This window comes from Williamsia muralis (assembly GCF_002735905.1).
GTDB classification, from domain to species: Bacteria; Actinomycetota; Actinomycetes; order Mycobacteriales; family Mycobacteriaceae; genus Williamsia; species Williamsia muralis_A.
The window spans coordinates 24,135-44,148 of the sequence record NZ_PEBD01000011.1; the positions used below are offsets into that span (position 1 = coordinate 24,135).

Here is a 20,014-nt window from a genome sequence, read left to right on the forward strand (position 1 = left end):
GCCTCCAGATAGGAAGACCATGCCAGTAGAGTTCCTGGGAATCGCCGCCACCAATGACGGCACCGAGACACATCCCCGCACGAGCGCCAGTTCCTTCGACAAGGAGTACACACTCAAACTCGCTCGTGCACACGAGGATTTCGGCTGGGACCGCATTCTGTTCGCCTACGGTGCCGGTGCCCCGGAGCCGGCGGCGGCAGCGTCGTACATCGTCAGCAACCTCGAGGGGATCCAGATCCTGCTGGCACACCGACCCAATGTCTCGTACCCCACGTTCGCCGCGAAAACTTTTGCCACCCTTGACCAGATCTCTGGGGGACGGGTCACCGTGCATTTCATCACCGGTGGCAACGACACCGAGCAGCAGCGCGAAGGCGACTTCCTGCCCAAAGACGACAGGTACGACCGCACCAGGGAGTACATCCAGATCGTGAAGAAGGCCTGGACCTCCCACGAACCGTTTGATCACCACGGTACGCACTATCAGTTCAACGACTTCGTCTCCGACATCTTCCCGGTTGCGCAGCCCCGCCCCAACATCTCGTTCGGTGGATCTTCGGCAGCGGCCTACGCGGTCGGCGGCGCCGAAGCCGACATCTACGCCCTGTGGGGCGAACCTCTCGAGAGCACCGCCGAGCAGATCGCCTCGATCACCGCCTCGGCCAAGGCCGCGGGCCGCGAGCAGCGACCGCGACTGCAGATTGCCTTCCGCCCCATCATTGCGCCGACCGACGAGCTGGCCTGGCGTAAGGCGGAATCGATTGTCGAGCAATTGCATACACGGACTGCCGGCGGGGCGCTGATCTCCCGTATGCATTCCCTGACGGCGCCCCAGAACGCGGGATCGCAGCGATTGCTCGGTATCGCCGATTCGGTCGATCGGTTCGGCTCGGCGGGGTGGACTGCGACCGCGAAGGCCACGGGCGGCGCCGGGAACTCGAACGCGTTGGTCGGCTCACCGGAGACAGTGGCCGCGGCGTTGCTCGAGTACTACGACCTCGGAATCGAGATCCTCTCAGCCCGCGGCTACGACCTCCTCGACGACGCCATCGACTTCGGGCGGCACGTGATCCCCATCGTCCGCGAAGAGGTCGCCAAGCGCGACAAAAGTGCACAAGGCGCGGCGTGACGGGCAGCAGTTAGGACCGTGCCACTTCTATCGAAGATGTTGCTACGCAACGACGCTTGGCGTAGACGCTCTGCTCGGATCCACGGAGGAAACAGATGATTGCACGTATGTCCCGTCCACTGCTCGCCGCCGGCGGCGCAGCGTTGATGGCAGCAACGCTGCTCAGCGCATGTGGCTCCGACGACGCTGGTGGCAGCGGCGATGCCGGGCCCCCGCAGCCGGGAGGCACGCTGCGCTATGGACTCTCGCAGGCGCCGACATGTTCCGACCCCGCACAGGGAGCCAGCAACCAGACGATCTACGTGACCCGCCAGGTGGTGGACTCACTGACCGACCAGGATCCGAAAACCGGCGACATCACTCCGTGGCTCGCCGACAGCTGGGAGATCAGCCCCGACGCGAAGTCGTTCACCTTCAAGCTCAAAGACGGTGTCACCTTCAGCGACGGCACCCCCGTCACAGCCGACTCGGTCAAGAAGAATTTCGACGCCATCGGCACACTGGGTGCCGCGAAAGCTCCGCTCGCCAGCAGCTACCTGAGCGGCTACACGGGCACGACGGTGGTGGATCCGCTCACCGCGCAGGTGAACTTCGCCCAGCCGAACGCACAGTTCCTGCAGGCGACGTCGACCTCGCAGTTGGGCCTGCAGGCCGACGCCACCGTCGGCCAAAGCGCCGAACAACGATGCCTCGGCACCAACATCGGCAGTGGCCCGTTCACTTACGCGAACTGGCAGCAGGACCGCTCGGTGTCGCTCGCCAAACGCGTCGGCTACAACTGGTCGTCGCCGGTCTTCGCGCACAGCGGTGAGGCCTATCTCGACGCGATCGATTTCACGGTGATCCCTGAGTCGGGCGTGCGTACGGGATCGTTGTCGTCCGATCAGCTCGATGCGGTCAGTGACGCGCTGCCCCAGGACGCGCCGCAGATCGAAGCGGTCGGCGGAGAGGTGTTGACCACTCCGAACCCCGGAGTGCCCTTCGGATTGCAGCCCAACGTCTCTCGTGGTGTTCTCGCCGATCCTGTGGTGCGTCAGGCGATCATCCCCGCGATCAATCGACAAGAACTCATCGACACCGTTCTGGGCGAGGACTTCAAGGTCGCGACCGGTGCACTCGCCGCCAACACCCCGGGATACAAGGATCTCTCCTCGCAGGTGACTTTCGATCAGGACAAGGCGAAGTCGATTCTCGACGGTGCAGGTTGGGTCGAGGGCGGCGACGGGATCCGGGAGAAGGGCGGGCAGAAGCTCTCGTTCACCCTGTCGTTCAGTGCGGTGTTCGCCGGCAACCAGGCGATTCTCGAGCTGGTTCAGCAGCAGCTCAAGCAGGTCGGGGTCGACATGAAGCTCGGCCTGGTGTCCACCCCTGAGTTCACAGCACTGCAGGGTAGTGGCAACTACGATGCGGTGTACTACAACAGCACCCGCGCCGACGGTGACATCTTGCGCACGACCTTCGGGCTCGAGAGTCGAAACTTGAACAAGCGCGGCCCGATCCCGGCCCTCGACGACGCCCTCACCGCTCAGCTGGCGGCGACCGACAAGACCCAGCGCGACGGATACCTCGCCACCGCGCAGGAGCAGATCATCTCGAATGGGCTCTGGATTCCGACCACAGAGCTCTCCCAGGTCATCGGGAAGTCCCCGAAGACAGAGGATCTGAAGTTCGACGCCTCTGCGCGACTGGTGTTCTTTGATACCTGGATCTCCGGGAGCTGATCGTGGGCCGGTACGTCGGACTGAGGACACTGCAGGCGGTTGTCGTCCTGTGGGCGTCCTTCACGGTTGCTTTCGTGATCCTGTTCATCTTGCCGTCCGATCCGGTCAGCATTGCGGTGCAAGGTAATTCGGCAACGCCGGTCGACCAGCAGGCAGTGGAGGAATTGCAGGCCCGGTATGGGCTCGACCAGTCACTGCTCTCGCAGTACTGGGCCTCCCTGTCACATGCGGTCCGGGGCGACTTCGGGGCCTCGATCTCGACCGGACAACCGGTGACCACAGCAATCGGCGACGCATTGCCCAATACACTGGCACTGGCCGTCTCCGCGGTGGTCCTGGCTGTCCTCTTCGGCGGTTTGATCGCCTTTGCGACCACGTACACGAAGGCGCAGTGGCTGCGAACCGCCTTGCAGGCGCTGCCCCCACTGGGTGTCGCGGTGCCGACCTTCTGGGTGGGATTGATGCTGCTGCAACTGTTCTCGTTCAACCTGAAGATCTTCCCGGCCTTCGGCGACAAGGGGTTGTCGTCTCTGGTGTTACCCGCGATCACCCTCGCCTTACCGACAGGCGCCGTGATTGCTCAGGTACTTGCTTCGAGTATGGGTACCACCTGGCGGCAACCGTTCGTGGAGACAGCGCAGGCCAAGGGCGCCAGCAGGATTCGGGTAGTCGCCCATCATGTTGTGCGGTTGGCGAGCATCCCGGCCCTGACCATCGCCGGGGTGTTGTTCGGCAACCTGCTCGCCAGTGCGGTGGTCGTCGAGACCGTGTTCTCACGGGCGGGCGTCGGACGGCTGATGCAGACATCGGTGATGGCGCAGGATATACCGGTGGTGTTGGGAATCGTGGTCTTCTCGACTGTGGCGTTTGTGGTGATCAACCTGGTCGTCGACCTGCTCTACCCGCTCATCGACCCCAGGATTGTCGAGTCCTTCCGTAAGAAATCCGCGCCGGCGTCGACGGAAACCGAGAAGAAGGCAGCGTATGTCTGACCTCATCCTTGTGGGCAATCAACCGACGACCTCCGCGGGGGAGATACCCGATTCGGATCTGGCCGCACGACCTGCCGCTGCAGTCGGTCAGCATGTCGCGCGATTCGGGCTGCGGGTTTTGCTGAGATACGCAGTGCTGGCGCTGTCCTTACTGGTGGTGCTGCTGGTCATCGGCTTCGCGCTGTTTCCCTCGGTGTTCGCCGGCGGTGATCCTCTGACCGGCGTGCCCGCAGACAAGTTCGAGGCACCCAGCGCGCAACATTGGTTCGGCACCGACAACATCGGGCGCGACGTCTACACCAGGGTCGTTCACGGAGCCGGGCTGTCGCTGACGGCAACGTTGTTGGCAGTTGGTATCGCCTTGATCGCCGGCACGGTCATCGGCCTGGTGTCGGGTGCTGTCGGCGGCATCGTCGACGCCGTTCTCATGCGCGTGGTCGATGTGCTCCTGTCGATACCGGCGCTGCTGCTGTCGCTGGCGTTGGTGACGGCGCTCGGTTTCGGCACGGTCAACGTCGCCATCGCAGTCGGCGTGGCAATGGTCGCGAGTTTCGCGCGCGTCACCCGTTCGGAGGTTTTACGCGTGCGGCGCGCAACCTACGTGGAGGCAGCGTTCGCATCGGGGGTTCGCTGGCCGACGGTGTTGCTGCGCCACATCCTCCGCAACTCCTACGCCCCTGTGATCTCCTTGGCTGCAGTGGAGTTCGGCATGGCGATCCTGGCGGTGTCAGCGTTGAGCTTCCTCGGATTCGGTGCGGTACCGCCTACTCCGGAATGGGGCTCGCTGATCGCCGAGGGACGGAACTACCTCGCCGTCGCGTGGTGGATGACCACGCTCCCAGGGCTCGTGATCATCGCGGTCGTCCTGTCCGCACACCGGATCGGCCATCAACTGGATCGGGGCTCCCACCAATGACCGAAGGCACACCTTTACTCAGTGTTCGCGGTCTGCGTGTCCAGTACGGGTCCGGTCCGGAAGCGGCGATCGCCGTCGACGGGATCGACCTCGACGTCGCCAAAGGCGAGGTGGTCGCCATCGTCGGCGAGTCGGGATCGGGCAAGTCCACCACGGCCCATGCGATCATCGGCCTTCTGTCGGGGTCCGGGACTGTCACGGCCGGCACGGTGGCGTTCAACGGCACTCGGATCGACAACGCTCCTGATCGTGCGCTGGAGAAGCTCCGGGGCGCCCACATCGGGCTCGTGCCGCAAGACCCGACGACGTCGCTGAATCCTGTGACGCGCATCGGAGAACAGGTCGCCGAGGTGCTCCGTATCCACGGCCGGGCCAATCGGCGCACTGCGGCCATCGAGGCACTTCGTATTCTCACCGAAGCCGGCCTGGACAACCCTGAAGTCCGTATCAGGCAGTACCCGCAGGACTTGTCGGGTGGTCAGCGTCAGCGCGTGCTGATCGGTATCGCGTTGGCCTGCGAGCCGGAGCTGATCATTGCCGACGAGCCCACCAGTGCACTCGACGTGACGGTACAGCGACGCATCCTCGACCACCTCGACGAGAGAATTGCCGCCACCGGCGCTGCAGTGTTGCTCATCACCCATGACCTCGGGGTCGCGGCCGATCGCGCCGATCGCATCGTGGTGATGAGTGAGGGTCGGATTGTGGAAACAGGTACCGCAGCCGAAGTTCTCACCGATCCGCAGCATGAGTACACGCGGAAGCTGCTCGCTGCTGCGCCCAGCATGACGGCCGGAACCACCGTTTCCGTGCGCAGGCCACGACCCCCGGCCGAAGGTCCTGCGCTGCTGACGGTTCGGAATCTGACCAAGCACTTCCGGATCGGCCGGGGCAGCTCGATCACAGCCGTCGACAACGTGTCGTTCGATCTATCTCGAGGACAGACGTTTTCGCTGGTCGGTGAATCCGGGTCGGGCAAGTCTACGACGGCCAGGATCGCAGCCCGCCTCGAGACCGCGTCGTCGGGCACCGTCGACTTCGACGGAGCGACGATCACTGCGCTCCGCGGCAGAGAGCTTCGAGAGCTGCGACGCCGGGTCCAATTCGTCCACCAGAACCCTTACGCGTCGTTGAACCCGAAGCTCACCATCGACAAGATCGTTGCAGAACCGTTGCAGGCCTTCGGTATCGGCACTGCCGCGCAGCGATACGACAGGGTACGTGAACTTCTCGACCAGGTGGCGCTGGGCGACAAGTACCACTCCCGGCGACCGGCGCAGTTGTCCGGCGGTCAGCGTCAGCGGGTCGCGATCGCGCGGGCATTGGCCCTCAATCCGGATCTCGTGGTGCTCGACGAGCCGGTCTCGGCTCTCGACGTATCCGTGCAGGCCCAGATCCTTGACCTACTGGCTCAGCTGCAACGGGACCATTCGCTCAGCTATCTCTTCATCTCCCATGACTTGGCGGTGGTGCGTCAGATCAGCGACGGGGTGGCTGTGATGCGTCGTGGCGAAGTCGTCGAAAACGGTGCCATCGCCGACGTTTTCGACAACCCGTCACACGAGTACACCCAAGAGTTGCTGGACGCCATACCAGGTAAGAAGATCGCGCTTTCGTGATTCAGTGTGAAGCGGGCTGGACCCGGCCGACATAATGGGTCAACGCGGAGAGTAGTTTGTCGACGTCGTCCGAGGTCGAGCCGAGACCGAGACTTGCCCGTACGGCCCCACCACCCTTACCGAGTCGATCGAGTAGGGGATGGGCGCAGAATCGGCCGTCGCGCACTCCGATGCCGTGTTCGGAAGAAAGGTGATGCGACACCGCCACCGCGCTGTGCCCGTCGACGACAAAGCTGACGACGCCCACCGAGTCGGTGATGTCATGAAAGATCTTGAGGACCTCGACGCCCGGGATTTTGGCCAATCCTCGCCGTAGCTGGTCGGTGAGCAGTGTTTCATGTTGCGCCGCAGCGTCCCCGAGGGAATTGATCTCCTGGCAGGCTGCCGCCAATGCGGCCGCACCGAGGACGTTCGGCGATCCACCCTCGTGCCGGGCGGGCGCGGCCACCCAGTGCGTCCGATCCACCGTGACATCGCGGACCGCACCACCGCCGGCCAGGTATGGCGGGGCCTCATCGAGCCAATCTCGTCGCCCCACAAGAACTCCCGCGCCGAACGGTGCGTACACCTTGTGGCCGGAGAATGCGAGGTAGTCGATGCCATCGGCAGCCAGAGAGATCCGCCGGTGTGGGACGAGCTGGGCGCCATCGACGACTATGCGAGCGTCATGTGCATGGGCCAGTTCGGCGAGGCGGCGAATGGGAAAAATCTCCCCGGTCACGTTGGATGCGCCCGTCACTGCGAAAAGTGCTGCCCCAGTGCGTTTGAGTTCAGCAGCGACCAGCGCAAGCGTGGATTCGATACTGTCGGTGGACCTGACGACATGGACATCCCTCCACGGCAACAGGTTCGAGTGATGCTCGATGTCGAGGACGACCACGGGACCAGGGACGCATCCGGCAAGTAGGTTCAATGAATCGGTGGTGTTCCGCGTGAAGATCAGACACTGGTCATCGGCGGCCCCGACAAACTCGGTCACCTCGGCACGGGCGTCTTCATAGGCTTTCGTGGTGACCTGAGAGGCGTATCCCGCGCCCCGGTGGACACTCGAGTACGTCGGAAGCAGTTGCTGAATACGGCGCACGGCGCTACGGAGGGCGGGTGCGCTCGCCGCGTAATCGAAATTGACATAGCGGGCAACCGTGCCGTCGGCCAACGGCGCTTGAAGGTCCGAACCCTCAATATCTGCAACGGCTTTCGCTGTGGGTGCCAGTTCAGTGGTCGTCATGATCGCATCCTCAGGTGTTAAGGACACCAGCACGCACAGGGGTTCGCAGGGATCACCTGCGAACACCGGACATGTGGGGTCCGCGCTTGCCGACTGACGATTTCAGCCGGCCAGGTCATCACCCGGAGCACCCCGCCGCGGTGGAGGGTTGCCGATCAGCAAGCCGGGGCTGTGCGCTGATACTCGTGACCGAGACGAATGCTAACAAACACGCTGCGTGGCCGCCAGTGCCCGCCCGCGAACAACTTTTACGGTGACGCCCTAGCCCCCGGTGGTATCCCGGCGCCAGGTTAGGTTCTTCGAGATTCGAAGGGTCCACGAAAATTGATTCCGCGACGAGTTTGAGTACCCTTCTGTTCAGCGGTCGACCCGAAACCCTCTGGTGGACATCGACCGCCGTGTGTCAACGAGTACCAGTGCCAAGTTCCAGCTGGCTGGTCGGCAACCCTCCACCGCGGCGGGGTGCCCTGGATAAAGGACACGGCTCCAGTCCGAGAACGGGCATGGAGCAAGCGCGGGTTCACGCATGCGAACCCGGGATATTTCGGGAGTTCGATGTTCAGCCATACCTGGCCACCGCTGTCGGTTCGCTTTGTCGGTGTGCCGCACGCCGCTGTCCGTGAGCGGTAGCCGGAGTTCTTCAATGTCAGCCTTCCACCATCACAGGAGACCATCCATGCCGCAACCAACAGTCCGTGTCAGACGCCGATCCAGGGCAGTCTTACTCGCCGCCGTGTCGATCGGACTCGTCGCCAGCGCCTGTAGCTCGGGTGGGCGTAGCGACTCGGCCACGGCGACGGGGGATCCTGTAGACGGCGGAACGCTTCGATTCGCCAGCGCCTCGGGTCCCGGAGCGTGCGTCGATCCGCACCAGAGCCCGGCCGACATCGCGGGCTTCTACGCTCGTCCCATCCTCGATTCACTCGTCGCCCTGAACGCCGACGGCACGCTGGACCCGTGGCTGGCGACGGAATGGACTGTCTCACCCGACCAGCTGACGTACTCGTTCACCTTGCGCGACGATGTCACCTTCTCCAACGGAGAGAAGTTCGACGGAAACGCCGTCAAAGCCAACCTCGACCACATCGTCGACCCGGCAACGAAATCCCAGCTGGCCGCCAACACGATCGCGACCTACACCGGGACCACCGTCAAAGACCCCACGCATGTGAACGTGACCTTCTCGGAACCGAACTCGGCATTCCTGCCATCGCTGGCCACGGCCTACCTGGGAATCGAAGCCCCCTCGACACTTACCAAGGGCCCAGATGCGTTGTGCACGACCATCGTTGGCACGGGGCCATTCATCAGCGAGGGAGGGTACACCCCAAACCAGGGGATCGAGTACACCCGCAACGAGGACTACAACTGGGGTCCGGGCAACGCCGAACACACCGGTAAGGCCCATCTGGCCGCGATCAGCATTCAGGAGATCCCCGAGGATTCTTCCCGCTACGGTGCGCTGACCAGCAATCAGGTCGACGCGATCGCCAGCGTGCCGCCGGTCAACGTCTCCCAGCTCAAAGACACCCCCGGGTTCACCGTCGACACCGCCCAGGCACCGGGAGGCAACTACAACTACTACCCCAACACCGAGGCCGGGGTCTTCTCCGACGTCAGAGTCCGCGAAGCCTTCCGCGCGGGAATCGATTGGGCCACCATCGTCGACAAGTTGTACTTCGGTGTCTTCCAGCCCGCCAAGAACACATTGAGCCCAGCCACCGTCGGCTACAACAAGGAAAGCGAGTCGGCGTACACCTTCGATGAGGACAAGGCCAACAAACTCCTCGACGAGGCCGGCTGGACCGGCCGTGACGGCGAAGGCTTCCGCACCAAGGACGGCAAGCGTCTCACCGTCGTTCACCCCTACCTGAAGGAGTATGCGCGAGAGCAACGCGACACCTTGCTCGAGCAGGTGCAGTCCTCGGCCAAGAAGCTCGGCGCCGATTACCAGATCAAGAACATCACGGTCGACGAGTTCTACAAGGCGCTCTACACCAATGGTTACGACGTACTCGACATCAGCTGGCAACGCGCCTCTCCAGATGCACTTCGCACGCTGTCGGACTCGAGCAACATCCCGCGAGACTCCTTCGGCACCAACTTCGCTCGCTACTCCAACCCGGCCGTCGATGCCGAGCTGAAGGCAGCTCTCGCCGAAACCGACCTGGCCGAGCAGTCCGCAATCTACGGCCGCGCCCAGCAGCAGATCGCCGACGACGCGGCAGTCTTCCCGGTCTACGTGTTCAACTACGCACTGGGCCGCAACAACAATGTCCAGGGTGTGAAGTTCGAGCCGCAGGCGTTCCCGACGTTCTACGACGCCTGGGTCACGCAGTGACGGTGATCGAAACGGTGGCTGTCCCGACCGAGATTCCGCGCACTCGGACTCTCGGTCGGGCGGTCGCCCGCCGGTTGGGTGTCTCGCTGCTGGTGTTGTGGGGTGCGATCACCGCCACCTTCATCGTGATCCACTCCGGCAGTGGGTCGCCGATCAACGCCATCATCGGTACCGCCGAGGTCTCGCCGCAAGTACGGGCGCAGATCATCAGCGACTACAAACTCGACGACCCGATACTGACCCAGTACGGAAACTACCTCTGGCGTCTGTTGCACGGGGATCTCGGCCGGTCATATGCCCTGCGGATGCCAGTGTCCGAGGCGATCGGCGAGCAGATCTGGCCCACACTGCAATTGGTGATCGTCGCCGCGATTCTCTCCTTGTTGACCGCTCTGCTGGTCGGACTGGCGACGGCCAACCGTCCAGGCTGGATCCGCGGCCCGATCACCTCCCTCGAAGTGTTGACCGTGGCCGTACCGACGTTCTGGCTGGGCATCCTGCTGCTGACAATCTTCTCGTTCGAGCTGGGCTGGTTCCCCTCGGTCGGCTCCGAAGGTGTCTCGTCGTTGGTGTTGCCCGCCATCGCGTTGGCGGCGGCACCGGCCGCCCTGCTGTCGCAGGTGCTTCGGCACGGCGTCGAAAAGACGTTGGACGAACCGTTTGTCGTCACCGCCCGATCCCGTGGCGTCGGCGAGACCGTTGTGCTGTTGCGTCATGTGCTCCGGCACGCGGCGATGCCGGTGATCACGCTGTGGGGCTGGATCATCGGTGCTCTGATCAGCGGCGCCGTCGTGGTCGAGCAAGTTTTCTCTCGAGAAGGTCTCGGCCGCTTGACGATTGCTGCTGTCACCGGCAGAGACCTACCCCTGGTGTTGGGTGTGGTCATCATCGCCGCCACCTTCTACACGATCGTCAACACCCTGATCGACGCCGCCTACGGGTGGCTCGACCCACGCCTACGAACCCAGGACTCTTCGTCCGCGACCGGAAAAGCGGCCCTATGAGCACACCCTCGGTATTGCCCGACCCTGCACCGGCCGTCCGCTTCGCGTCGGGACAGACGGTCGTACAACGTATCCGGCGACTGCGGATCTCGGTGATCCTGAGCGGCATCTTCATTGCGATCATCACCCTGGCCGCATTTTTCCCGGCGATGTTCACCGATAAAGACCCCAATGCGGGTGAACCGCTGGACATGCTCCTCGCACCCAACGCTGAACACCTGTTCGGGACCGATCAGAACGGCCGAGACATCTACGCCCGCATCATCCACGGCGCCTGGCCCTCCCTCCTGATCGGTGTCAGCGCAACAGTGTTTGCGCTACTGGCCGGCACCGCGATCGGGGTGTTCGCGGCCCGAGGTGGCCGTACTGGCGACTGGGTGGTGTCCCGTCTGCTCGATGTGTTCCTGGCCATCCCTGGACTTCTGTTGGTGTTCTTGATCGTCGCGGCCCGCGGACCCGGCACCCTGACCACCATCATCGGCGTCGCGGTGGTCACCCTGCCCAGCTACGCCCGTCTCGTCAGAGGCGAAGTGCTCCGGCTGCGGGGAGCGGTGTTCGTCGAAGCGGCGAAAGCACTCGGCTGGACCCAGGCAAACATCATCGGTCGCCACATCATCCCCAACGCCGTCGGACCCGTCCTGGTCCTGGCGACCATCGGCATCGGGTCGGCCATCGGCATCGGATCCTCACTCAGCTTCCTCGGCCTCGGACCTCAACCACCCACCGCCGAGTGGGGCAGCATGCTCTCGGCCAGCCGCACCTACTTCTCCGTCGCCTGGTGGCCTGCCGTCTTTCCCGGTCTCGCCATCACCCTGACAGTGCTGTCGGTGACCGTGGTCGGGCAATACCTGCAACGCCGCACCGACGGACGGATCGCATGATGACCACCCTCACACGACACTCCAGCCCCCACACCCCGCTGGTGGATGTGCAGAACCTACGAGTCGGGTTCAGCTCCGGTGCCCGCACCATCTCTGCGGTCGACGGGGTCTCTTTCACCATCGCGCGAGGACAAAGTGTCGCGATCGTCGGTGAATCGGGCTCGGGGAAATCCGTCACCGCCCGCAGCCTCGTCGGACTCATCGGCGGCAACTCGCGCGTGACTGCAGACAGACTGCACATCAACGGTTCTGACGCCCGCTCGTACTCCGAGCGGCGGTGGCGCAGCCTACGCGGCAATCACGTCGGATTCGTCCTGCAAGACGCGCTGACGTCGCTCGACCCTCTGCGGACCATCGGCGCCGAGATCGGTGAAGTCCTGAACACCCACCGAGTCGTAGGCCGCAGCGACGTCGACGACCGGGTCATGGAACTGCTGACCACGGTGGGCATCCCAGAGCCACAGTTGCGCGCCGGTCAGTACCCGCACCAGCTCTCCGGCGGCCTCCGTCAGCGCGCCCTCATCGCTTCGGCGATCGCCGCCGACCCCGACCTGCTCATCGCCGATGAGCCGACCACCGCTCTCGACGTCACCGTCCAGGCCCAGATCCTGGAGCTTCTCGAACAACGTGCAGACAACGGCACCGCGCTGCTCCTCATCAGCCACGACCTCGCCGTGGTTTCCCGCGTCTCCGACTACCTCTACGTGATGAAAGACGGCGTCTTCGTCGAACACGGACCCACCCGCGACGTCCTGAACAACCCGCGGCATGGCTACACCCGACAACTCCTCGACGCCATCCCCGTCGCCCACGCCCGCGGCACCCGACTGTCCTCCACGTCAGGCGTCGAGGCCCTTCCGCGCGCACCGATCTCCGATGACGTCGTCCTGCAGGCACGCGACCTGACCAAACACTTCGCATTGTCAGGCAACCGACAGCTGCGCGCGGTCGACGACGTCAGCCTGACCGTCCGCGGCGGCGAAACCCTCGGCATCGTCGGCGAATCCGGCTCCGGCAAAACCACCGTCGCGCGCCTGCTTCTCAACCTCGAAACTCCGGACAGCGGCAGCGTTCACGTCGGCGGCAAAGACTGGACAGCGCTGTCCGACAGAGAAATACGGCAGACCCGGCAGAACATCGCGGTCATCTACCAGGACCCACTGAGCTCCTTCGACCCCCGCCACACTGTCGCCCGCATCATCGAGCAGCCCTTACTGGCCGCCGGCGGCCTGACCCGCGCCCAGCGCCGCACCCGGGTCCTCGAACAGCTCGAGCTCGTCGGCCTCAGCGCAGCTCACCTCGGCCGCCGACCCCGGCAACTCTCTGGCGGCCAACGCCAACGGGTCGCCATTGCCCGCGCCCTGGCCACCCGCCCCGACATCGTCATCTGCGACGAACCCGTCTCGGCCCTCGACGTCTCCATCCAGGCCCAGATCCTCGACCTCCTCGCCGACCTACAAGCCGAACTCGGCATCGCCTACGTGTTCATCTCTCACCATCTCGGTGTCATCTACCACGTCGCCGACCGCGTCCTAGTAATGAAAGACGGACGTGCGGTCGAGACCGGCACCGTCGAACAGATCTTCAATCACCCCACCGACGACTACACCCGTGCCCTCCTCGCAGCCATACCAACGCTGGAGAAGCAGCGCGACAACGACAAAGCAGGAATCGGCACATGACCATCACCCGAGTGGACACGGTCGTCGTCGGCGGCGGCGCCATGGGCTCGGCCGCCGCCTGGCACCTCGCCCGCCGCGGAGTCGAAACCGTTCTCCTCGAACGGTTCACGCCCGGTCATGCGAACGGTGCCTCCCACGGCACCTCCCGGATCTTCCGGACCTCGTACGCCGATCCCACGTACGTTGCATTGGCCCGTGAGGCCGAACGACAGTGGGCAGAGCTGGAGGGGGAGGTCGGGGCGACGCTCTTGACGGTCACCGGTGGAGTCGACCAGGGATTTACGCCCTACCTGATTCAAATTGCCGACACCCTTGCTGACCTCGGCGTCGACCACCAATGGCTGAGCGCTGATGAAGCGTCGGAGCGTTGGCGAGGAATCACGTTTACGGGCCGCTCGTTGTACTACCCGAACAGCGGGCGGGTGCATGCCGACAACGCCGTGGCGGCGCTACAGGCGGCCGCTGCCGCCCACGGCGCCGAGGTCAGACACGAATCGCAGGTGGTATCGATCGAAGTCACAGACGGCGATTCGGTCACAGTGCGCACCGCCGACCACAACTACCTCGCCCGCCGGGTGGTGGTGGCCGCCGGAGCATGGGCCGAGCAACTCGTGAGCGACATCGCGCCATTGCCACCGATCCGCGTGACGCAGGAACAACCTGCCCATTTCGCGCCGCGCGACCCGAGCATCAGCTGGCCCAGCTTCGGGATCCTGCACGACCCCGACGAGCCGAGCGCCCCCGAATTCGGTGGGGTCTACGGCCTGTCCTCCGGCGTCGAGGGAGTCAAGGTCGGCTTCCATGGAGTCGGACCGGTCGTCGATCCCGACCACCGCGACTTCACCGCGGAGCCACGGCAGTTGGCCGCTCTGCAGGACTACGTCCGCGAATGGGTGCCCGGCGTCGACGCCGACGCTCTGACGCCCATCAGTTGCACCTACGCCACCACGCCCGACTCCAATTTCGTGATCGACCGCGTCGGCCCTGTCGCCGTCGCTGCCGGATTCTCCGGCCACGGATTCAAGTTCGTCCCTGCGATCGGCAGACTCCTGGCCGACCTCACCATCGACAAAGACGCCCCAAAGTTGTTCTCCTTCCGTAGTCACTCCCCAGAAAAGGTGCACTGACATGCCAAACTTCGCCAGCCCCGCCGATACTGCGACACACGGTGAGTACACGATCAAACGCACGCCCGGCGACACCCGGCCGATCTACCGATTCACCGGACGTATCAGCAACGACGGTTCCACGCCCTACCCGGCAGTCGCCGACCGTTACCACGTCTACTCGGGCTGGTTCTGCCCGTGGGCGCAGCGGGTCACGCTCGTCATCGAGTTGGCCGGCCTCTCCGACACCGTGAGTGTCAGCTACGTAGACGGCAAGCGCGACGCGCGAGGATGGGCCTTTCGGGAAACCCACGGTCCAGATCCGGTGAACGGCTTCACACTGCTGCGTGAGGCCTATGACCTCACCGAGCCAGATTTCGATGGTCATGTCTCGGTCCCCACCCTGTGGGACCGCGAGACCAACAAGGTCATCAGCAATGACTTCGCGACGATCGACGCCGACCTCGCTTCCCAATACGACGTGGCAGCGAACGGTGGGGTCGAGCTGTATCCGGCCGACCTACGCGCCCAGATCGACGAGCTGGAGACGTGGCTGCGCGCCGACGTCAACAGCACTGCGCACACCGCGATCGGCGAAGGACCGGTGGCCGCGGAGGCCGCACGGACCTTGCAGGCGGCGTTTGTAAAGCTCGGACATCGCTTGCGCGACAGCCGCTTCCTGCTCGGTGACGAGGTCACCCTGGCCGATGTCCGACTGTTCGTGACGCTCGTACGCTACGACGCGTCCGCGGCACGAGCCGGCGCACCTCGCCTGGCCGAGTTCGGTGAATTGTGGCGCTATGCACGCGATCTCTACGCCATCGACGCGTTCACCAAGACCACGGACTTCAGTTCATTCGGCGGTGACAAATCGGTGGTCGCCGACTGGCAGAGCTCGGTCGGTGTCGCGCGATGAGTCCCGTGCATCTCGGCGTCGCACTCGACGGTGTCGGCTGGCACCCGGCTGCCTGGCGGGAGGACACCGAGAACGCCCGGCGACTGACCGATCCCGAGTACTGGGTCGAACTCGCGCAGACGGCTGAACGAGGATTGCTCGATTTCATCACCATCGACGACACGTTGGCTCTGCAATCGGAGACCTATGGTCCACCGATCCCGCGCACCGATCGAGTGCGTGGTCGGCTCGACTCGGTGTTGATCGCATCCCGGGTTGCGCCGCGTACCAAGCACATCGGTCTCATTCCTACCGTCGTGGTCACTCACACCGAACCGTTTCACGTCGCCAAGGCGATCGCAACGCTCGACTTCGTGAGCAGTGGCCGGGCAGGCGTGCGACTCAAGGTCGGAGTGACCGGCACTGAGGCACAGCTATTCGGCCGCCGCGACATTCCCGAACTCACCTTGTCCGAACTCAAGGCCGCCACCGACACGTCATTCGTCACCAAGGCATTTGACGAGGCCGTCGATTACGGCGAAGTGCTGCACAGGCTCTGGGACAGCTGGGAGGACGACGCCGAGATCCGCGACCAGTCCACCGGACGGTTCGTCGATCGAAAGAAGCTGCACTACATCGACTTCGAAGGCGAGCACTTCTCTGTCAAGGGTCCGCTGACCGTTCCACGCCCGCCGCAGGGCCAGCCGATCGTCGGCATCTTGGCCCATGCAACCGATGTGTACCGGCTGGGTGTGGCCGTCGGGGATCTCATCTGGTTCACCCCGCGGAGCAACGCCGACGTTGCAGCGGTCCGCGCCGAGATCGCTGCGCTCACTGAGGCGTCACACCGGTCTACGTCGCCCGCGAAGTTGTTCGGCGACCTGGTTGTGGTCCTGGATTCCGACCGGGAACGAGCCCTCGATCGGTTGCACCGCCTCGATGACCTCTCCGGCGAGCCGTCGGCCTCGGACGCCGACATCTTCACCGGCACCCCGTCCGAGCTGGCCGATCTGATCGACGCGTGGACGACGGCCGGCCTCGACGGCATCCGCTTGCGGCCGGCCGGCAATGCTGTTGATCTACCGCTGATCAGCGACGCGTTGGTGCCGGAGCTACAGCGCAGAGGCCTGCGACCAGATGGATACTCCGCCAACACATTGAGGGGCCATCTCGGCTTGGAGCGACCCCGCTCAAGGTACGCAACATCATCGGAGGTGTCATGACAGGCAAGCCAGTCAAACAGGTGCGTCTGGGGGCCGCCTTTCCCGGTGTCAACAACACCACCGTGTGGAGTGACCCGCGGGCGGGAAGCCAGATCGAGTTCAGCAGTTTCGTGCATCTCGCGCAGACTGCCGAAGCCGCGAAGTTCGACTTCTTCTTCCTTGCCGAGGGTCTGCGCCTGCGCGAGAAGAAAGGTCTGATCCACGACCTCGATGTCGTCGGCCGCCCCGACACATTGCCGGTGCTGGCGGCGCTGGCTGCTGTCACAACCGACATCGGTCTCATCGGCACCATCAATGCGACCTTCAACGAACCATTCGAGCTGGCCCGGCAATTCGCCAGCCTGGACCACCTGTCGGGTGGACGTGCGGGCTGGAACCTCGTGACGTCATCGGACGCGTTCACCGGTGAGAACTTTCGGCGCGGCGGCTACCTCTCCTACCGCGACCGGTATGTGCGGGCTGCCGAGCTGCTCGATGTCGTTCGGACACTGTGGGATTCGTGGCCGGAGGACGCAGTTGTGGCAGACGGGGAGCAGGGCCGGTTCTGGAGCGACCCCGACACCGGCGCGTTCGCCCACCACGGCGAGCACTTCGATGTCCGGGGTCAGTTCTCGGTTCCCGCCAGCCCGCAGCGTTATCCGGTGATCTTTCAGGCCGGCGACTCCGAGGCCGGCCGGGACTTCGGCGGTGCCTACGCCGACGGAATTTTCACCCTGGTCCGGGACATCGGTGAATCCCGCACCTACTACCAGGAACTCAAAGCCCGCAAGGTTGCGGCGGGTGGCTCGCCCGACGATCTACTCATCTTGCCGGGAGCCACGTTCGCGCTTGGTGACACGACTGAACAGGCTCACGAGAACGCCGCCGAGATCCGAAGGCAGCAGGTCAGTGGAGCAACCGCAATCGGGTTCATCGAAGAGGTCTGGAATCGCGACCTCAGTCAGTACGACCCCGACGGCCCGCTGCCGGATGTCGCACCTGACCTCGATTCCGCCGCGATCATCCAAGGCAAGAGCCGAATATACAAGGACTCGGCCGCCCTGATCGAGCGGTGGCGGCAGCTCGCCGACACGCAGAACTTGTCGATACGTGACCTCGTCGTCGAGGTCAGCGCCAAGCAGACGTTCATCGGGACGCCGGCCGAGGTCGCCGAGCAGATCAACCACCGCGTCCAGACCGACGCCGCCGACGGCTTCATCCTCTCCCCGCACCTCACTCCGTCCGGACTCGACGAGTTCGCCACGAAGGTGGTACCGGAGTTGCAGGAGCGCGGTGTCTTTCGTTCGGAGTACACCGGTTCGACGCTCCGCGAGAACCTCGGATTGCCGGTCGCGCATGCCCGGTCCTGGCCGCAAGACAACCTGCCGGCCTACGCGTCTACTTCTACCTAGGAGATTTTCATGGGACCCATACCGCTGTCCGTCCTCGATCTACTGCCGCGATCCAGCGGCGTAGACAACGCCACCGCACTGCGCAACACCATCGATCTGGCTCAGCAGGCCGAGCGCTTGGGCTACGCGCGCTACTGGTTTGCCGAACACCACCTGAACCCAGGCGTTCTCGGTTCGTCACCCGCTGTCGAGATCGCGCTGGTCGCCGGATCGACGTCGACCATCCGATTGGGTTCGGCCGGCGTGCAATTCGGACATCGAACGCCGCTGGCTACGGTCGAGGAGTTCGGTCTGATCAATGCTCTGCATCCCGGGCGACTCGATCTCGGGATCGGCCGGTCGATCTCGCGACCGGAACCGAAGGCCGCCCCCGGCGGCGAGTCGGACACGGACAGTGCCAGGAAGAGCTATCTGGCAGCACGCGGCGGCGCTTCGCACGACGAAGACAGTCACACCCCGAATGGCTTGTTGCTTCCCAGACAGTTCGACCTCTCGTCCGCGTTTTCGAGCAGCGCCGCTGCGCATCTGCTGAATCTCCTACAGCAGCCCGGTGCATACGCACCGGGCTACGACGACCAGATCTCCACTGTCCTCGCCCTGCTCAAGGGGAGCTATGTGAGCCCCGAAGGACTTCCCGCCCACGCGTCGCCCGGCGAAGGCGCGGACGTCCAGGTGTGGATCCTGGGCGCGTCAGGAGGATCGAGTGCCACGGTCGCAGGGTCGAAGGGGCTGCGATTCGTGGCAAGTTACCACCACAGCCCGAGCACGGTCATCGACGCGGTCGACGCCTACCGGGCAGCGTTCAAGTCCTCCGCGGACGTACCCGAACCGTACGTCGCGGTGTCGGTGGACGCCGTCATCGCCGAAACCGACGACGAGGCAACCGAACTCGCCAGCGGATACGCACCATGGGTGCGGAGCATCCGGCGCGGCGACGGAGCTATCCCGTTCCCGACTTCGGCCGAAGCCGCGGCGTTGGAATGGACCGACGACGATCGCGAACTCGTGCGCGATCGGGTGCTCACCCAGTTCGTCGGGTCGCCGGCCACGGTCGCCGACAAACTCGAGGTGCTGCGGGATGCCACCGGCGCGTCCGAGATTTCCATCACGACCATCACCCACGATCACGCGGCGCGGGTGCGATCGTACGAATTGATCGCGAAAGAGTGGGCCAACCGGTGACTTCCACGACGTCCCCAGACACCTCGGTGCTCGACAATGCCATGTGGGAGAGCTTGGTCGGTGCGCACGCGCACCTCAGCGAAGGTTCTCAGCGAGCTCGCCGTTACGTGCCGACGGTGGCGCCATTTGTCGCGGTCGACGATCCCGACGACCCACAGACCTGGACGGAACTCGCGCAGTTGATAGGCCCGGGCCAGGACGTCGCCATCCCGCGCGACGTCAGCATCCTCCCCGACGGTTGGTCACTGGTCATGACTGGGCCTGGCGTTCAGATGATCGCGACCGAGGCGTTGCAGTCCAGACCATTCGAAGAAGCGGTCCAGCTCGGAGCCGACGACGTCGACGACATGCTGGCCTTGATCGACCACACTCGACCCGGGCCGTTTCTGCCCGAGACATACCGTTTGGGGACCTACCTCGGAGTGAGGCGGGAGGGGAGGCTGATCGCGATGGCCGGCGAACGCCTGCATCCGCCCGGATGGACCGAGATAAGCGCCGTCTGCACCGAACCCGAGTTCCGTGGTCAAGGCCTTGCCACACGTTTGGTGCTTGCTGTTGCCAACGGTATTGATTCGCGTGGTGAGACGCCGTTCCTGCATGCAGCCGCGACCAACACAAATGCCATCGCACTCTACGAACATCTCGGTTTCGTGCTGCGGACCGAGATCACGTTCAGCGTGGTCAGGTCACCTCTCGGCTAGGGG

General features: G+C 64.3%; 16 protein-coding genes and 2 riboswitches. Of the genes, 15 read left to right on the plus strand and 1 reads right to left on the minus strand.

Features of this window, described 5'->3' with window-relative positions; translation table 11 throughout:
• The first annotated feature begins 19 nt into the window (after window positions 1-19).
• The 5 genes from CSW57_RS21600 (at window position 20) to CSW57_RS21620 (ending at window position 6,377) form a co-directional block, all read left to right on the plus strand.
• Complete coding sequence (locus tag CSW57_RS21600) at window positions 20-1,129, plus strand: LLM class flavin-dependent oxidoreductase (RefSeq protein ID WP_099384713.1); 1,110 nt, start codon at window positions 20-22, stop codon at window positions 1,127-1,129.
• A gap of 107 nt (window positions 1,130-1,236) precedes the next feature.
• On the plus strand, window positions 1,237-2,850 hold the full coding sequence (locus CSW57_RS21605) for an ABC transporter substrate-binding protein (protein ID WP_099384714.1): 1,614 nt from the start codon (window positions 1,237-1,239) through the stop codon (window positions 2,848-2,850).
• A gap of 2 nt (window positions 2,851-2,852) precedes the next feature.
• The gene (locus CSW57_RS21610; protein WP_099384715.1) at window positions 2,853-3,842 is read left to right on the plus strand and encodes an ABC transporter permease; all 990 of its coding nucleotides are present in this window, start codon (window positions 2,853-2,855) and stop codon (window positions 3,840-3,842) included.
• The gene (locus CSW57_RS21615; RefSeq protein ID WP_099384716.1) at window positions 3,835-4,758 is read left to right on the plus strand and encodes an ABC transporter permease; all 924 of its coding nucleotides are present in this window, start codon (window positions 3,835-3,837) and stop codon (window positions 4,756-4,758) included. Before CSW57_RS21610 ends, CSW57_RS21615 begins: the two co-directional genes overlap by 8 nt.
• Window positions 4,755-6,377 (plus strand): dipeptide ABC transporter ATP-binding protein, encoded by a 1,623-nt coding sequence (locus CSW57_RS21620; protein ID WP_099384717.1) that lies wholly within the window; start codon window positions 4,755-4,757, stop codon window positions 6,375-6,377. Before CSW57_RS21615 ends, CSW57_RS21620 begins: the two co-directional genes overlap by 4 nt.
• A 1-nt stretch (window position 6,378) precedes the next feature.
• On the opposite strand, the gene CSW57_RS21625 is transcribed toward CSW57_RS21620, so the two are convergent.
• Complete coding sequence (locus CSW57_RS21625; RefSeq protein ID WP_099384793.1) at window positions 6,379-7,605, minus strand: aminotransferase class V-fold PLP-dependent enzyme; 1,227 nt, start codon at window positions 7,603-7,605, stop codon at window positions 6,379-6,381.
• A gap of 77 nt (window positions 7,606-7,682) precedes the next feature.
• A riboswitch (SAM riboswitch) is annotated at window positions 7,683-7,796 on the minus strand.
• A gap of 210 nt (window positions 7,797-8,006) precedes the next feature.
• Window positions 8,007-8,126: riboswitch (SAM riboswitch) on the plus strand.
• 155 nt (window positions 8,127-8,281) lie between these two features.
• Between CSW57_RS21625 and CSW57_RS21630 the strand changes: the two genes are divergently transcribed.
• Genes CSW57_RS21630 through CSW57_RS21675 form a run of 10 tightly spaced genes read left to right on the plus strand, consistent with a single transcriptional unit; the run spans window position 8,282 to window position 20,011 of the window.
• Window positions 8,282-9,946: an ABC transporter substrate-binding protein gene (locus tag CSW57_RS21630; RefSeq protein WP_099384718.1), complete on the plus strand. Its 1,665-nt coding sequence runs from the start codon at window positions 8,282-8,284 to the stop codon at window positions 9,944-9,946.
• Window positions 9,943-10,950, plus strand: coding sequence for an ABC transporter permease (locus CSW57_RS21635; RefSeq protein WP_223249428.1), 1,008 nt, complete (start codon window positions 9,943-9,945; stop codon window positions 10,948-10,950). Before CSW57_RS21630 ends, CSW57_RS21635 begins: the two co-directional genes overlap by 4 nt.
• Complete coding sequence (locus CSW57_RS21640) at window positions 10,947-11,831, plus strand: ABC transporter permease (RefSeq protein WP_099384719.1); 885 nt, start codon at window positions 10,947-10,949, stop codon at window positions 11,829-11,831. The genes CSW57_RS21635 and CSW57_RS21640 overlap by 4 nt, the downstream gene beginning before the upstream one ends.
• Complete coding sequence (locus tag CSW57_RS21645) at window positions 11,831-13,513, plus strand: dipeptide ABC transporter ATP-binding protein (protein WP_099384720.1); 1,683 nt, start codon at window positions 11,831-11,833, stop codon at window positions 13,511-13,513. Before CSW57_RS21640 ends, CSW57_RS21645 begins: the two co-directional genes overlap by 1 nt.
• On the plus strand, window positions 13,510-14,640 hold the full coding sequence (solA, locus tag CSW57_RS21650; RefSeq protein WP_099384721.1) for an N-methyl-L-tryptophan oxidase: 1,131 nt from the start codon (window positions 13,510-13,512) through the stop codon (window positions 14,638-14,640). Before CSW57_RS21645 ends, solA begins: the two co-directional genes overlap by 4 nt.
• Window position 14,641: 1 nt before the next feature.
• On the plus strand, window positions 14,642-15,535 hold the full coding sequence (locus CSW57_RS21655) for a glutathione S-transferase C-terminal domain-containing protein (RefSeq protein ID WP_099384722.1): 894 nt from the start codon (window positions 14,642-14,644) through the stop codon (window positions 15,533-15,535).
• Window positions 15,532-16,737 (plus strand): LLM class flavin-dependent oxidoreductase, encoded by a 1,206-nt coding sequence (locus CSW57_RS21660; RefSeq protein WP_099384723.1) that lies wholly within the window; start codon window positions 15,532-15,534, stop codon window positions 16,735-16,737. The genes CSW57_RS21655 and CSW57_RS21660 overlap by 4 nt, the downstream gene beginning before the upstream one ends.
• The gene (locus CSW57_RS21665) at window positions 16,734-18,128 is read left to right on the plus strand and encodes an NtaA/DmoA family FMN-dependent monooxygenase (RefSeq protein WP_099384724.1); all 1,395 of its coding nucleotides are present in this window, start codon (window positions 16,734-16,736) and stop codon (window positions 18,126-18,128) included. The genes CSW57_RS21660 and CSW57_RS21665 overlap by 4 nt, the downstream gene beginning before the upstream one ends.
• Before the next feature lie 9 nt (window positions 18,129-18,137).
• Window positions 18,138-19,310 (plus strand): LLM class flavin-dependent oxidoreductase, encoded by a 1,173-nt coding sequence (locus tag CSW57_RS21670; RefSeq protein ID WP_099384725.1) that lies wholly within the window; start codon window positions 18,138-18,140, stop codon window positions 19,308-19,310.
• Between the two features lie 41 nt (window positions 19,311-19,351).
• Window positions 19,352-20,011, plus strand: a complete 660-nt coding sequence (locus CSW57_RS21675; protein WP_099384795.1) for a GNAT family N-acetyltransferase — start codon at window positions 19,352-19,354, stop codon at window positions 20,009-20,011.
• Window positions 20,012-20,014: the final 3 nt, after the last annotated feature.

Bases quoted from the DNA above. Each gene is read 5' to 3' on its own strand.
- CSW57_RS21600 (WP_099384713.1), top strand. From the start codon at position 20: ATGCCAGTAGAGTTCCTGGGAATCGCCGCCACCAATGACGGCACCGAG.
- CSW57_RS21605 (WP_099384714.1), top strand. From the start codon at position 1,237: ATGTCCCGTCCACTGCTCGCCGCCGGCGGCGCAGCGTTGATGGCAGCA.
- CSW57_RS21615 (WP_099384716.1), top strand. From the start codon at position 3,835: ATGTCTGACCTCATCCTTGTGGGCAATCAACCGACGACCTCCGCGGGG.
- CSW57_RS21620 (WP_099384717.1), top strand. From the start codon at position 4,755: ATGACCGAAGGCACACCTTTACTCAGTGTTCGCGGTCTGCGTGTCCAG.
- CSW57_RS21625 (WP_099384793.1), bottom strand. From the start codon at position 7,605: ATGACGACCACTGAACTGGCACCCACAGCGAAAGCCGTTGCAGATATT.
- CSW57_RS21630 (WP_099384718.1), top strand. From the start codon at position 8,282: ATGCCGCAACCAACAGTCCGTGTCAGACGCCGATCCAGGGCAGTCTTA.
- CSW57_RS21640 (WP_099384719.1), top strand. From the start codon at position 10,947: ATGAGCACACCCTCGGTATTGCCCGACCCTGCACCGGCCGTCCGCTTC.
- CSW57_RS21645 (WP_099384720.1), top strand. From the start codon at position 11,831: ATGACCACCCTCACACGACACTCCAGCCCCCACACCCCGCTGGTGGAT.
- solA (WP_099384721.1), top strand. From the start codon at position 13,510: ATGACCATCACCCGAGTGGACACGGTCGTCGTCGGCGGCGGCGCCATG.
- CSW57_RS21655 (WP_099384722.1), top strand. From the start codon at position 14,642: ATGCCAAACTTCGCCAGCCCCGCCGATACTGCGACACACGGTGAGTAC.
- CSW57_RS21660 (WP_099384723.1), top strand. From the start codon at position 15,532: ATGAGTCCCGTGCATCTCGGCGTCGCACTCGACGGTGTCGGCTGGCAC.
- CSW57_RS21665 (WP_099384724.1), top strand. From the start codon at position 16,734: ATGACAGGCAAGCCAGTCAAACAGGTGCGTCTGGGGGCCGCCTTTCCC.
- CSW57_RS21670 (WP_099384725.1), top strand. From the start codon at position 18,138: ATGGGACCCATACCGCTGTCCGTCCTCGATCTACTGCCGCGATCCAGC.
- CSW57_RS21675 (WP_099384795.1), top strand. From the start codon at position 19,352: ATGTGGGAGAGCTTGGTCGGTGCGCACGCGCACCTCAGCGAAGGTTCT.